General features: G+C 40.3%; 13 protein-coding genes. 8 read left to right on the top strand and 5 right to left on the bottom strand.

Features of this window, described 5'->3' with window-relative positions:
• The first annotated feature begins 35 nt into the window (after positions 1-35).
• From PCIT_RS13190 to PCIT_RS13180, 3 genes are all read left to right on the top strand, one after another.
• Positions 36-857 carry a glucosaminidase domain-containing protein gene (locus PCIT_RS13190; RefSeq protein ID WP_010364575.1) on the top strand — a complete coding sequence of 274 codons (822 nt, stop codon included), beginning with the start codon at positions 36-38 and terminating at the stop codon, positions 855-857.
• Complete coding sequence (locus tag PCIT_RS13185; RefSeq protein WP_010364577.1) at positions 847-1,509, top strand: DUF2987 domain-containing protein; 663 nt, start codon at positions 847-849, stop codon at positions 1,507-1,509. The genes PCIT_RS13190 and PCIT_RS13185 overlap by 11 nt, the downstream gene beginning before the upstream one ends.
• Positions 1,510-1,600: 91 nt before the next feature.
• Complete coding sequence (locus PCIT_RS13180; protein WP_010364579.1) at positions 1,601-2,119, top strand: hypothetical protein; 519 nt, start codon at positions 1,601-1,603, stop codon at positions 2,117-2,119.
• A 253-nt stretch (positions 2,120-2,372) separates the two neighbouring features.
• On the opposite strand, the gene PCIT_RS13175 is transcribed toward PCIT_RS13180, so the two are convergent.
• On the bottom strand, positions 2,373-2,789 hold the full coding sequence (locus PCIT_RS13175) for a helix-turn-helix domain-containing protein (RefSeq protein ID WP_010364581.1): 417 nt from the start codon (positions 2,787-2,789) through the stop codon (positions 2,373-2,375).
• A gap of 127 nt (positions 2,790-2,916) precedes the next feature.
• On the opposite strand from PCIT_RS13175, the gene PCIT_RS13170 reads away from it, so the two are divergent.
• Together PCIT_RS13170 and PCIT_RS13165 are read left to right on the top strand one after the other, a co-directional pair.
• Positions 2,917-3,420 (top strand): DUF2938 domain-containing protein, encoded by a 504-nt coding sequence (locus tag PCIT_RS13170; RefSeq protein ID WP_010364583.1) that lies wholly within the window; start codon positions 2,917-2,919, stop codon positions 3,418-3,420.
• Between the two features lie 10 nt (positions 3,421-3,430).
• Positions 3,431-3,955 (top strand): cupin domain-containing protein, encoded by a 525-nt coding sequence (locus PCIT_RS13165; RefSeq protein ID WP_010364584.1) that lies wholly within the window; start codon positions 3,431-3,433, stop codon positions 3,953-3,955.
• A 167-nt stretch (positions 3,956-4,122) separates the two neighbouring features.
• On the opposite strand, the gene PCIT_RS13160 is transcribed toward PCIT_RS13165, so the two are convergent.
• From PCIT_RS13160 to PCIT_RS13150, 3 genes are all read right to left on the bottom strand, one after another.
• Positions 4,123-6,417, bottom strand: coding sequence for a hypothetical protein (locus tag PCIT_RS13160; protein WP_157592812.1), 2,295 nt, complete (start codon positions 6,415-6,417; stop codon positions 4,123-4,125).
• A gap of 222 nt (positions 6,418-6,639) precedes the next feature.
• Entirely contained in the window at positions 6,640-7,989 is a 1,350-nt protein-coding gene (gene astB, locus PCIT_RS13155; protein WP_010364588.1) for an N-succinylarginine dihydrolase, read from the bottom strand.
• Positions 7,990-8,135: 146 nt separating this feature from the next.
• The gene (locus PCIT_RS13150; RefSeq protein WP_010364591.1) at positions 8,136-8,318 is read right to left on the bottom strand and encodes a hypothetical protein; all 183 of its coding nucleotides are present in this window, start codon (positions 8,316-8,318) and stop codon (positions 8,136-8,138) included.
• A gap of 176 nt (positions 8,319-8,494) precedes the next feature.
• Between PCIT_RS13150 and PCIT_RS13145 the strand changes: the two genes are divergently transcribed.
• Genes PCIT_RS13145 through arsJ form a run of 3 tightly spaced genes read left to right on the top strand, consistent with a single transcriptional unit; the run spans position 8,495 to position 11,074 of the window.
• Positions 8,495-8,872 carry a metalloregulator ArsR/SmtB family transcription factor gene (locus tag PCIT_RS13145; protein ID WP_010364593.1) on the top strand — a complete coding sequence of 126 codons (378 nt, stop codon included), beginning with the start codon at positions 8,495-8,497 and terminating at the stop codon, positions 8,870-8,872.
• The gene (locus tag PCIT_RS13140; RefSeq protein WP_010364595.1) at positions 8,862-9,869 is read left to right on the top strand and encodes an ArsJ-associated glyceraldehyde-3-phosphate dehydrogenase; all 1,008 of its coding nucleotides are present in this window, start codon (positions 8,862-8,864) and stop codon (positions 9,867-9,869) included. Before PCIT_RS13145 ends, PCIT_RS13140 begins: the two co-directional genes overlap by 11 nt.
• Before the next feature lie 8 nt (positions 9,870-9,877).
• On the top strand, positions 9,878-11,074 hold the full coding sequence (gene arsJ, locus PCIT_RS13135; RefSeq protein ID WP_010364598.1) for an organoarsenical effux MFS transporter ArsJ: 1,197 nt from the start codon (positions 9,878-9,880) through the stop codon (positions 11,072-11,074).
• 79 nt (positions 11,075-11,153) lie between these two features.
• Here the strand turns inward: arsJ and PCIT_RS13130 are convergent, their stop codons facing one another.
• Positions 11,154-13,136: a methyl-accepting chemotaxis protein gene (locus PCIT_RS13130; protein ID WP_010364599.1), complete on the bottom strand. Its 1,983-nt coding sequence runs from the start codon at positions 13,134-13,136 to the stop codon at positions 11,154-11,156.
• Positions 13,137-13,527 lie beyond the last annotated feature (391 nt).

The raw sequence follows: 13,527 nt of genomic DNA, 5'->3' as shown, positions 1-13,527 counted from the left end.
GACAGAGGCTGGTACGCTCAATGATGAGGAAAGACATGCAAGTCAAATTAGTAAAATTAGTGATTTGGGTCGTGGCACTGTGGGCATTAGCTTATCCGTTTGTGTTTATGCCGGCGCCAATAATAGAGCCCCAAGAAATTCGCCCAGTAGTAATTGAAAAACCTCCCGTCAAAGTAGAAAAGCCATTACATACTGTGGTTCTGCCGAGGTTTTCAGATATAAAAAGCACCGCGGAAAAGAAGCAACAATTTTTCGATTTTATTAAACCGCATATTATTGCTGAAAACAAAGACATTATGCAGCAACGTGCGAGTATAGAAATTGCGCTGATGATGCTGCAGTTTGGTGAGGCTTTAACACCGGCGCAAACGCAAAAGTTAAATGTGATTTACACCCATTATCGAATAAAAGGGGAACGTTATTCGGTTGCGAGCTTAACCAATGCATTGGCACATGTCGATGTGATCCCGAAAGAGTTGGCATTAATGCAAGCCGCGAATGAATCTGCATGGGGTACTTCAAGGTTTGCGCGCATTGGATTGAACTTTTTTGGCCAATGGTGTTACAAAAAAGGCTGTGGCATGGTGCCTAAACGTCGAGATAATGAGGCTGAACATGAAGTTGCAGCGTTTAAGTCAGTCCGTGCGGCAGTTAAGTCTTATTTCAGAAATATTAATACTCATGACGCTTACACTGAGCTTAGAGCAAAGCGCGCTGAACTAAGAGCAAATAAGCAGCCGATTGACGCGACGCAACTAACTGCAGGGTTAATCTCTTATTCTGAGCGTGGTGAAGCATACGTAAATGAACTAAATGACATGATCAGACATAACAAGGCGTATTTTGATGAAGATTAATTGGTTGGCTGCGCTTCTCTTAGCATTTGGATTTATTAATCTTGCCCACGGAAAAGAGTTTGTGGTGTCTTACGATGGTTTTTATGATCGATTAAAAGTCATAGAAAAAGGAGAGTTTGAGTTTGCACGAGTGAACTTTTATGTTGTCGATACAGCGACGCTAGCACCGTGCGCTATCGCATCTGGCAAAATCATGACGGAGAAGATGGAAGCACCTCTTGCATATACTGAGCAGGCACAACTGCTTCTACCGTATGATAAAAAGTTAGATAAAGATAAAGCAGTGGTCGTGTTAGAGCCTAAAAACCCACAGCATAGTTGCCAACTGAAGTTTCAAATCGAAGCTGAACATTTTGACTCGTCTCATTTAACTTCTGCATCCCTGTTTCAGTTACACACTGAATTTGATGAGCTGTTATCAGATTTATCAGGCTTTTTTGTGAGCAAGCTGATGAGCTTCTTATTACCAGAACAAAAAGGTGTTTTAATTGAGTTTTCTCAGCCTGTTTCGTTTAGCAATAAACAGATAAAATGTGAGGATACTGTATGTAAGTTTGCAATTGATTCTGCGTGGCAAGATAGCACAATGAAATTGTTATCGAGCAATGATAGGGCTGAAATTGTGACTGTAAAGCCTTGGATTGAAAAGTAAGTTACACAAAAATAACACTTGTGAATAACTTATCCTTGTTGCTATATTGGGTCCTTGTTATTTACGATTAGTTAGATAAGGACCTCAATATATGAAAATATTCCCAATATTGCTTTCAAGCATTGCACTTAGCTCTGGCGTAGCTCATGCTTCTTCAACAACCCCTGATGGGTGGGCTGGGCTATATAAGGGGGAATGTGATCTGATCTCCCCGCAACGCGGTGCTTACTTGAGTTTTGCGATGTCGTTAGAAATTGCCAATCAAGAAAACGGCGAAGTGTCTTGGGTACTGACTTATGGTAGCGCACCGTCACAAAGTATTCGTAATTATAATTTATTGACGATAGATGAATCAAAAGGTCATTACGCCATTGATGAGAATAACGGCATTATTATTGACCAATATTTAGTTGATAATGAATTTGTGAGTATGTTTGAGATTGGTTCAAGTAAAATCCAAACCACATATGAGCTAAACTCAAACGGTACATTAGATGTGTCAATGGATAACTTTACCTTCGAAACTATCAGAGACGCCCAAATTGGGCCATATACCGTTTCAAACTATGGCGTAAAAGTGAAGCAAAAGTGCCGTTTGTATAAATGGTAAATAAGCTAGCACAGATGAAGTTGTTTACTGCCTTCATAATAGGTAGTAAACATAATAAATGCTTGCTATCGCAACAGAGTATAATTTTGGTAAATTAACCTCGGTCAATTTACCGCGATTTTTTTAGCGTGTGCTATAAAGTTACACATAATCTGTTACAGGTCCTAGTTTTGCTCCATTTTTTATACACCTTGAATTTCTATTTCTCTCGATTTGAGCGACTTGCACCTTATAAATACACTATAAGTGACAGCTACAGCTTGTTTCTTTTTTTAGTATGCTGACTGGCACTATGTAACAGTTTTAAAAATTTTGGGCAATCGAAGTGGTTTTCTTCTGGGCAAATGGCAGCATGGCGCAAGCCCTCACATACAGCACTTAACTGTGCGATAGTTTGTTCGATTTCGTTTGCCTTTGCCGTTAACTTATTTCGATCTATCTGTACTCGATCACCATTAATGATCATGGTTCCGATGTCATCTAACGTTAACCCTGCCAATTGACCAAGTGATATTGACGCTAAAATATCGATCACTTTTTCATTAAATACCCTTCTAAGCCCATTACGACCCACAGACTTTATTAGCCCTTTATCTTCATAATAGCGCAAAGTTGATGCTGGCAGCCCTGAGCGTTTGACTACTTCACTTATATCTAATGTTTTATGCATTTAACTATTGACTTAAAGTTAACTTGAAGTGCCATGATAGAGCCAAGTAACAGGTTAGGCAAGATATATTCCCTCGCTTTTCAAGGGGGATGTAATCGCAATATTGGACAGTCGCAAGGAGATAAAATTGAACGTTGAAAGTGTATTTGAGCATATGATTGCGTGTGTCGTTGTTGGTATGGTCGCAACGGCTTTCATGGATTTGTGGGCTATTTTTTTAAAGCATGTTTTTGGTGTACGTCCTTTAAATTATGCGTTGGTAGGGCGGCTGGGGTTACACGCTATAAAAGGAGAGTTCTTCCATAAAAATATTAATGTGAGCCAAGAAATGACAGGAGAGTTAATGTTGGGTTGGCTTCTACATTACCTGATTGGCGTCATATTTTCAGCTGTATTCATCGGCCTTGTTGATGAGCTTTGGTTTTATGAACCTAGTATCTATTTATCCATATTATTTGGCTTATTGACCGTGTTACTACCATTTTTAATTATGCAGCCGGCTATGGGGTTAGGCATTGCAGCAGCAAAGGCCCCATTGCCTAATGTTGCCCGAATACGAAGTATACAGACGCATTGTATCTTTGGCGTTGGGCTATATCTAGGCGGCTTAGTTTATTCATTTTTATTTTAAAGGAAAGCATATGGATACCAACTTTGATCGAATGATCGTGCGTACAGATGACATGGGGGTGCTAATTTCATCTATGGGTAATACCTATCGAATGATACTGACAGGTGAAGAGACTGCAGGCCGCTTTAGTATTATGGAAGCCTTCGTTAACCCTGGTGAAGGAGGAGGAAGTCATATTCACCATCATGAAGATGAATCATTTTTAATCACAGAGGGGGAAGTTATTTTTTATGAAGGTGAACGCCGAGTTGTTGCAAATGTAGGCACATTTATTATGTGCCCTCCTGGTGTAAAAAGAGCGTTTCGTAATGAATCAGACGACATAGCGAAAATGATGATATTTTATACCCCTCCAGGTATTGAGAATATGATTAAGCTTGACGGGAAAAGTGTGACAGAGCATTTAATTGTACCGTACTCGAGCACGTCCAATAAGCAATACAAAGCTTGTTCACAGTTATCGAAAAAGTTTGGTATAGAGGATCTAACTATTCCATTTCCTGATATTAAGTTGGATCTTGAAGATAGTGATTAAATTGAGAATATGTTTTTTGACATTGATTTAATTGAATAATTTTTCGACTTGAACAGTTATATATAGACGGCGGCACATTCATACAAACATATTACTCACATGAATGTGCCAGCTACTGGATTCTAGACAGAGTACTAGGGGTCGTATTTATTTAAACGATTTTAGATTCATAAGTTCACTCGTTTAGTTAGCTTAAGAGGTTCTCCATCTACATCTAAGATCGCTGATATTTCAAGTATGCCCATTTTATAGTGCTGCAAATTTAGTTCAGTGGGGCGCCAAACTTTATGCTCGTAAGGAGCTATTGAAACGGGTTGACGCCATATGGTCTTAGTTGCGTCTGAATGCGTGTAGCTTAAAAACGTGGCAGAAATTTCCCCTGACGTTTGTCCTGAATAAGGGCCACTTAATTCAAGTGTCAATCTTCCATCGCTTTTTGACACACTTAAATACACACCATCAAATAATTTGTCATGCAGGTCAATTTGACCACCCGCAACTAAATTATTTAGATATAGAGTGTAGTTAATGGCCGCCAATTTAGGATCTAGCTTGATATGCGCAGTCGTTTTCGCTTTGACTTCTGCGTGCTTTTTGCTCGACAAAGAGAGCGGACTTATCATGACCTTAACATCAGCGTTACTTGTGTTCTTCACGGTCATGTAAGGTTGCTGGGCGTCGAAATAAGTATTGATATCTATCCCATTAAGCGTCATGGCTGCATACGTTGGTATTTGTGGTTGCCACTTTGAAATCAAGTCATGAATTGCTTGTGTAATTGATAAATGTTGGCTTGGGTCGGGGAGTTTTTGTATATACTGAGCGAGTTGTGAACGACAGTGACGTAGAATAGTCGCATAGTTTTCGCATGCATTAAAAGCGCGCAGAATGAGCTTTGGCTGAGCATAGAGCCAAGGGTCAGTATTGTTATCCTCTTGGTACACAACGGTGTGAGTATGGCTTGATAAATAAGGTGTTAGCTTGTGGTTCATGCCTTGGCCAAGTATTGATAGCGTGTTTAGGTCTACATGCAGAGGTAAATTAAAGTTCAGCGTTTGTTTGTGGTTCTTAGTTGCAGCAATAACGATTAACTTATCGTCTTGTTGAGTAATGGTCATACCCAAACGACCTGTTTCTTCAAGCTCTTCGCTTATACCTGATGTGAGTGCAAGTGACTTAATAGGATCACTCGAAGCGATTGAACCAAGAGAAAGTCGTTGACCTTCAGTAAGCATTAACGGGATCACTTGTTCCTGTGCATCTTGGTGTAATACGCGAAGAGCGTGTAGCCCAATACCTATCTGACCTCGATGAATGTGTGACTTTTCAAAATCAATTTTAAAGGCAATGCTTTCTGAAAGCGTTGTATCTATGAGAGAGCTTGCTTGAGGTCTAGGAAAGTCTAAAACTTCGTGATGCGCCTGTTTATGAGGGGAGATTGTGAGCTCGTGTAATGCTTTGCTGTCGTCACTTCGTAACCAATACGCGCCGCCATTTTGCTCCCATGGGCCACTTTTTATCTGAAATGTAGGCCGAATGTTTGTTACAAACGCTTGAAATTGACGTTCAACTTTTTCCCAGTTGGGGAATACTTCCTTCAATAATAGATTTGCAGTAGGTAGTGTATCGTCTGAATGGGGGTTTTTGTGCATGAGCTTAGTAAGAAAACGTTTGAAGTAATGTTGCCTTATTGGATCTTGCATTAAAAAGTGTATGACGAAGAAGTTGAGGCCTCGTTTTAGTGCCGGATCATTATTAATTGCCTCAATTGAAGGGGCATTGCCTGCTTTAAATTGTTTTAAGCCCGTTGTGATGTAATTCATTGGCGCTCTATCAAAAACCATGACGGTGAGCTCTTTTGTATCTGGGTCATATACATGACTGGCAATTGAATCAGCAAGACCTTCAGTGATCCAGTTAGGTGCCCACGTAGAATGGCCATTGAGTGCCATATGAAATGCGTGCATGGTTTCATGTATTACGATATATCTTTGATGATGCTCTCGGTGGCTTGGAAAGTTATACCCTGCTCGGTTATAAAACATGGTTTCTCCCCCTGCAGTTTTGTGCACACCTCGTAAGAAGCCATCATCTAACATTGCTTCACGTACCCTTGCTCTAGAGCTTCCATAAACGACTGCAATTCGTTGGTTTTCTATATTGCTTGGAGCCATTCCAAACAGTTCAACGTAATGGGGATAAGACATTTCTAGTAACTCTAAATAGAGGCGGACTTTGTCTTCAGGTAAATCACTTTTTAAAGCGAAATGTTTACTCACCCACCAGTCATAGCCTCTACTGTTATGAATTTTATTGTCACTATAAGTGCGGGGAATTGTTTTCCCTAGGAAGGCAATGTCTATGTGGTTCAGTTTAGAGGTTCTGCCACTGACTTGAATATCGACGCGTTGATCATGATAAGAAACTGGGTTTGGTAAATTAGCCTGATTATTCGTAGGCACGGTTATACCTGTTTGGGCACAGGCTGATAAGAATAGTGTACTGAGTATAATAAAAGTACGTAGCATAGGAATGTCTATTTATGTATATTGTATGCAATTTAACTTATCATGTCATATTTTTGAATACAAATATAAATAGGAGTGGCAACACATCAGTACAGGCTTGTTAAAGGCTACAGAGAGTTTGTAGCCTTTAAAGAGAAGGTGTCTTTTAGTACGCGTTTACTTTTGAAATTCGTAAACACTCCCTAGATTTAATATTCCAGTAAGGTCATCAAGCGCCGTGCGAGTTTCAACGAGTAATTGTGGTTCTGCCAAATCATGATCACTCAATTTGTCTCGATAATGTTTTTCAACCCATTGGTTTAACGTGTTAAATTTTTCTTCACTCATTAATGTCGCTTGATTGACTTTACTTAGTTCTGTCTGAGTGAGTGCAACTCGTAGACGTAAACAAGCAGGGCCTCCGCCATTTTGCATGCTTTGACGTAAATCAAAGAATTTCACTGAATTTATAGGGTTATTAGCGCCCAGCATAAACTCAATATAGTCAGCGACTTTTGGATTTTTAACACATTCTTCAGGCGCAACCAGCATCATACTGCCATCAGCAAGGCTAACTAATTGGCTATTGAACAGGTAGCTAGTTACGGCATCTTGCACACTGACCGCATGGGTCGGCACTTCTACAATGTGCAATTTTTCGCCAGTGTAAGCTTGACGAATCTTAGTTAATGCGTGTGCTTGATCTAAGAATGCTTGCTCGTGGCAAAATAAAACATTCGCGTTGCCAACAGCGATAACATCATTATGGAACACGCCTTGATCAATAACATCAGGGTTTTGTTGAATAAAAATACGTTGTTCTTGTGGGATTTGGTGTAAGCGAGCAACGGCTTCACTCGCTTCTAATGTTTGTCTAGCAGGAAATTTACTTGGTCCGACTATCTGTGGATTTAAACTGCTTGCACCATACACAAACACCTCTAACCCTTTTGCACCATGTTCATCGCATAGGCGAGTATGATTTGCTGCGCCTTCGTCACCAAAAAATGGTTGGTCGGGTAGGTGAGTATGATGTGCAAAGGCTTCATCATCATTAAACATTGCTTTGAGCAAATTACTGGTTGTACTGGGCTCTAATGAACGGTGAAACTTATTATTTAGGTTTGCACTGGTGAAATGTACTTTCCCATCAGTGGTATCTTGAGAAGGAGATACAGTTGCAGCATTGGCGGTCCACATGGCTGACGCTGAATAGCAAGTTCTCAATAATACAGGAGACTCTTTTGCTGCTTTGTTGATCACCTGTGCATCATTGCCTGTAAAACCCAGTCGGCGCAATGCAGAAACGTCTGGACGGGCATGAGGAGCGAATATACCTTGCTTTAACCCCATATCGTGCATGGCTTTCATTTTGACTAAGCCTTGTAGTGCAGCTTCTTTGGGGTTAGAAATTGCATCAGCATTATTTAAAGATGCGACGTTACCGTAGGATAGACCTGCGTAGTTATGTGTTGGGCCCACTAAACCATCAAAGTTGACTTCAAAGCTTGAACTTTGCTCACTCATGTTAAATCCTTGTTGAACTATTTTGTCCTATTATGCCGATTTAGGTGAAAGATTAGTATCAAATTTAATAAATAGAGGCCGATTATGCGTTCTTTAATGGATGGCAAGAAAAAAGCACCCTAAAAGTGCTTTATTGATTTACTAGGTTAGCCTTCACAAAAGCGAGGAGATAGTGACTCTTCATAGCAAAATCTATCCATAGAAGGGCCGCAGCCACCCCACCAACTTTTAGGTCGGCCACCAGCTACTTGCGGTGTGGCATCTAAATTTAAATCTGATTTTTCATTTATAAGTGTTTTTATTTGTTTTTTATTCAAGGTTAATTTCATAACTATTCCTTAATTTTGAATGCCCAAGGTTCCTTGGGTAATTATTAACCTATACCGATTTAAGTAATGATCAATGAATTTTTTATTACAAAATGTGTCAGACTAAATTTATACTTGTACATATGGAAATTCGAATATATGATATTTCATATGTAATCAATTGATAGCGAGTCAGTATGGATCCGGTCAAATTCTTCAAATGCTTAGCGGATGAAACACGCTTAAAAGCGTTATTACTCATTCAGCAAGAAGAAGAGTTATGCGTATGTGAGCTTATGGTCGCGCTGAATGAAAGCCAACCAAAAGTGTCTCGTCACCTTGCGCAATTACGTAAAGAAAAACTGTTATTAGATAGAAAACATAAGCAGTGGGTTTATTACAGAGTAAACGATGCGTTGCCTCAATGGGCATTAATAACATTGGCGCAGACACATAAAGATAACGAAGCATACTATAGTGCGGCACAGACAAAACTTAATGCAATGGGCTCTAGGCCTGAGCGTGTTTTATCATGCTGTGATACAGAGAACTTAGGAGAAAAAAATGACGATTAAAGTTGGTATTAATGGTTTTGGCCGAATGGGGCGTTTAACAATGCGCGCTTTATTTAACAGTGTCAATATTTCGATCATCCGCATTAATGATCCTGCTGGTGACGCACATACATTGGCACACTTGATGAATTTTGACTCTGTACATGGGCGTTGGGAGCATGAAGCGGTAGCGCAAGGCGAAAACATCATTATTAATGAGCAGCAGGTTGCAGTGACACAAAACACGTTGCTTAAAGAGACGAATTGGTCTGACTGTGATTTAGTTATCGAAGCATCTGGAAAAATTAAAACCACAGAAAAGCTATCAGGATATCTGCAACAAGGTGTTAAACATGTGGTAGTGACTGCGCCAGTTAAAGAAGAGGGCGTGTTGAATGTTGTTATGGGTGTAAATCATGATTTATATGATAAATCAGTACACCCAATAGTGACTGCAGCATCGTGTACGACCAATTGTTTGGCACCGGTTGTTAAAGTGTTACAAGATAAGATTGGTATCGTACACGGATCAATGACGACCATTCACGATATAACCAATACGCAAACCATTTTAGATGCGCCGCACAAAGATTTACGTCGAGCGAGAGCATGTGGGGCAAGCCTAATCCCAACAACGACAGGTTCTGCGACTGCAATCACACATATATTTCCTGAATTAAAAGGTAAACTTAATGGCCATGCGGTACGAGTTCCTCTTGCAAATGCCTCTATTACTGACTGTGTTTTTGAAGTCAGTCGAGCGACAACAGCTGAAGAGATCAATCGTTGGATGGAAGAAGCCGCAAATGGTGATATGCAAGGGGTGTTAGGATATGAAACGAGACCGTTAGTATCGGTTGATTACAAAACAGATCCGCGCAGCAGTATTGTTGATGCATTATCGACAATGGTTATTAACGATACCCAAGTAAAAATGTACTTGTGGTATGACAATGAATGGGGTTATGCAAATCGTACGGCCGACCTTGTTCGTTATGTTATTGCACAAAATAGTTAGAGAATATTATGCCCGTTCCACATTTATCACAAGCGCTAAAGCAATACTTAGTGATCACGGCAAACTATTGGACTTTTACGTTGACTGATGGCGCGCTGCGCATGCTGGTGGTGTTATATTTTCATCAGTTAGGATACAGCCCGCTTAGCATTGCCATGCTATTTTTGTTTTATGAAATGTTTGGTGTTGTTACCAATTTGCTCGGTGGTTGGCTTGGTGCACGCTTGGGTTTGAATAAAACGATGAATGTGGGGTTATTCTTACAAATCGGCGCTATTGCCATGTTAGCCATTGACCCTCAATGGCTAACCGTTGCTTATGTTATGGTGGCACAAGCGTTATCAGGAATAGCCAAAGATCTTAATAAAATGAGTGCCAAAAGTGCCATTAAATTATTGATCCCCAAAGATGCAGATAGCACATTGTATAAGTGGGTTGCTTTGTTAACTGGCTCAAAAAATGCCTTAAAAGGGGTTGGCTTTTTTCTTGGTGCAGTGTTGCTTACATGGCTCGGTTTTTCTGGTGCCTTGTGGCTAATGGCTGGGGTGTTGAGTTTGACCTGGTTGGTGAGCTTATGCTTGTTAAAGCAAGACCTAGGTAAAAAGCAAAATAAACCTAAATTCTCGGAGATTTTCTCTAAAAGTCGGGCGATTAATTTACTTTCTGCGGCGCGGTTATGCTTGTTTGCCTCTCGAGACGTCTGGTTTGTTGTTGCATTACCTGTCTACCTATCTAGTCAATTTGGCTGGGATCATACTTGGGTAGGCGGCTTTATGGCAACTTGGGTCATTTTATACGGTTTAGTTCAAGCGAATGCGCCTAAAATCACAGGTAAAGCGAGCAGCATTGCACAAAGTAACCGAGCGGCTGTGGTTTGGGCTACGCCATTAACTTTGGTGCCTTTATTGATAGCGGCGGGCTTAGTACTAGATATAGCTCCACTCGTTACTGTTGTTATTGGACTTTTGGTGTTTGGCGCTTTATTTGCGGTTAATTCATCATTGCATAGCTATTTAATTGTCAAACTTGCAGATAGCGATGGCGTGTCGTTGGATGTTGGATTTTACTATATGGCTAATGCAATGGGTCGTTTATTTGGCACGGTTTTTTCAGGCTTGATTTATCAAAGTTATGGGTTAGAAGCTTGCTTAGTGGTATCGAGCCTATTACTGGCTTTCGCTTTGATGATCACCAGAAAGCTATAAGGTGATGTACTGTAACACGTTAATATAACTTAGGTTTAAAAACGCCAGTGAGTGCACTGGCGTTTTATTTTGGGCTGAGTTAATTAGCCAGTTTAAAGCTTTCAGTGACGTTTTTAAGATCCTTGCTTAATCTATCTAATTCATAGCTCGCAGAAGAGACTTGATCTGCGCCAGCTGCATTATCAACAGCTGCTTGTTTAATTGACTCAACGTTATGCTTAATCTCATCTGTGGTCATGGTTTGTTGATGAGCAGCTGTGGCAATCATTTCAGCGCTTTGTGCAATTTGATTGATTTGTTGTACGCTATCTTCAAGCAACGTTGCACTGTCGTTTGCAGCATTAATGGTCAGTTTGGTTGCCTCGATAGAAAGGTGCATTTCTTCAACCGCTTGATGTGTACCTGACTGCAAATTATTGATCATTCCTTCAATATCAGCTGTTGACTCTTGGGTCTTTTTAGCAAGCTGGCGAACTTCATCAGCAACAACTGCAAAGCCTCGACCATGTTCTCCTGCACGTGCTGCTTCTATCGCTGCATTTAAAGCGAGTAGGTTGGTTTGTTCAGTGACTGTTTGAATAACCTCTAATACGCGGCTAATATTTTGTGCATTACCTTCAACACGTTTTATCACCGCTTCTGCATTGTCGATGGCTGCACCTAGCTTTTGCATTTGAATAACTGTTGCTTGCAAGTTTTCATTGGCGGAACTGGAGGTTTGCTCGGCACTATGACTTAAATCAGCCACCACACGCGCATTGGTGGCAACTTCTTCGATAGACTGATTGGTTTGCTCCATTGCAAATGCAACTTGTTCGATGTTTGCGTGTTGCTCTTGCAAACTGGCATTAGACTGACTGCTGGCAGCACTGGTTTGCGCTGCGGTACTCGCTAATTGCGATGTAGACTCAACAATAGTGCCAATCATACTATTTAATGATTGATTCATCCGCGCCATGGCGCCATAAACACCTTGCTGCGAGTCCGCGTGTTCAAAGGTTTGACGAAGATCGCCTTGCGCTATGCGTTCGCTTATTGATTGCATTGTGCTCGGCTCTCCGCCAAGCGGGCGTATGATTGACTTTGCGATCATAATGGTGATGGCCGCGACGCCAATTAAAGTGACCATGACAATTAACCCAATTGCCCAATACATTTTATAGACTGGTGCAAATGCTTCTGATTCATCAATTTCTGCGAGCAATACCCATTTAAGATTTGAAAAAGTGAAGGGGAGGTATGCTGAGAGTACCGGATTTCCATTGTAATCGATAACAATTTCAGTATCAGAAATACCTTGTAGCCCTTTTTTTACTGCGACAGTATTTACGCCGTTTTGTTCAACGTTGCCAGCAAAACTTGCAATAACAGAATGGCCTGTTGGATCAAGATATGAGTCTGAGCGCATTAATAAGTCATCGCCCACTAAGTATGATTCACCTGATTCACCCATGCCATCACGTGTTTGCATAATTCGATTGATTGCGTCGATAGACAGCTGTAGCGCGATTATTGTTTCAATTTCGCCATTTACAATGACAGGTAAACCAATAAAGGCGGCTGGTTCATTATTACTCGGTGCATAGCGACTAAAATCTTGCAGTACAAAACTGCGTTTAATAAGTACACTGTTGTAAAGTATTGCCAGACCTGAATTTCGGTAAGGACCTGATACTAAACTTGTCTGGTAATCGGGTTCTTTAGCCACGGTGTAATCTACAAAGCCATTAGGGTTTATGACAAATAAATCGTAGTAGCCTTTTTGTTCTATAAACGTTTTAAAAAAACTGTGATGTTGCTGCGCTGTTTGCTTGAGAGACTGATTTACTTTTTTAGAATGTGCAGCTTGCCACTCGGAGACTAATATCTCTAAATCTGCTTGACGTGCGTTAAAGTAATCCGTCAATTGCGTGTGTTTTATTTGTTTAATCGAGGTGAGTTGGTTATATGCTTGCTTTTCTAGCGCAGAGCTTGCCGTGAGTAAGGAAAATAGCGCGATTATTCCTGCTGGCACCAGACCAATTAACATAAAAGATAATAGTAACCGGGTTTTAATTAGCATACATACTCCACTCATTATTAACAGCGGCGCAATGTACACGATACGTCAACGAATGAGAATGATTATCGGCGTATATTTGTAAACAAGTGTCAATGATAAAGGGTTAATTAAGACTAAAATACTAATTATAATGGATGTTTTTTATGATTTAAAGTAGTGTGTTTTCATTGTTTGCTGATAATGAAATGTAATATTCTATTTCACGAAACAGCTTATTGAGCGATATTGTTTTAACAAAAAAGGGGATAAGTATTGTCTAACACTGATGCTGTTAACGTTTTAATGATGTTTAATTCACTTTTATATTTGTATTAGGCCATATGTTTTGATTGGGGGTCAGATGATCCCCAATCATTGTCGTTATAGTGAGACGGCGATTATGCTTGAGTGA

It is taken from the genome of Pseudoalteromonas citrea (assembly GCF_000238375.3).
Lineage (GTDB): Bacteria > Pseudomonadota > Gammaproteobacteria > Enterobacterales > Alteromonadaceae > Pseudoalteromonas > Pseudoalteromonas citrea.
Note: the sequence above shows the minus strand (reverse complement) of the source record. Positions and strands in the feature narration are given on the sequence as shown.

Bases quoted from the DNA above. Each gene is read 5' to 3' on its own strand.
- PCIT_RS13145 (WP_010364593.1), top strand. From the start codon at position 8,495: ATGGATCCGGTCAAATTCTTCAAATGCTTAGCGGATGAAACACGCTTA.
- PCIT_RS13185 (WP_010364577.1), top strand. From the start codon at position 847: ATGAAGATTAATTGGTTGGCTGCGCTTCTCTTAGCATTTGGATTTATT.
- astB (WP_010364588.1), bottom strand. From the start codon at position 7,989: ATGAGTGAGCAAAGTTCAAGCTTTGAAGTCAACTTTGATGGTTTAGTG.
- PCIT_RS13140 (WP_010364595.1), top strand. From the start codon at position 8,862: ATGACGATTAAAGTTGGTATTAATGGTTTTGGCCGAATGGGGCGTTTA.
- PCIT_RS13190 (WP_010364575.1), top strand. From the start codon at position 36: ATGCAAGTCAAATTAGTAAAATTAGTGATTTGGGTCGTGGCACTGTGG.
- PCIT_RS13175 (WP_010364581.1), bottom strand. From the start codon at position 2,789: ATGCATAAAACATTAGATATAAGTGAAGTAGTCAAACGCTCAGGGCTG.
- PCIT_RS13180 (WP_010364579.1), top strand. From the start codon at position 1,601: ATGAAAATATTCCCAATATTGCTTTCAAGCATTGCACTTAGCTCTGGC.
- arsJ (WP_010364598.1), top strand. From the start codon at position 9,878: ATGCCCGTTCCACATTTATCACAAGCGCTAAAGCAATACTTAGTGATC.
- PCIT_RS13150 (WP_010364591.1), bottom strand. From the start codon at position 8,318: ATGAAATTAACCTTGAATAAAAAACAAATAAAAACACTTATAAATGAA.
- PCIT_RS13130 (WP_010364599.1), bottom strand. From the start codon at position 13,136: ATGCTAATTAAAACCCGGTTACTATTATCTTTTATGTTAATTGGTCTG.
- PCIT_RS13165 (WP_010364584.1), top strand. From the start codon at position 3,431: ATGGATACCAACTTTGATCGAATGATCGTGCGTACAGATGACATGGGG.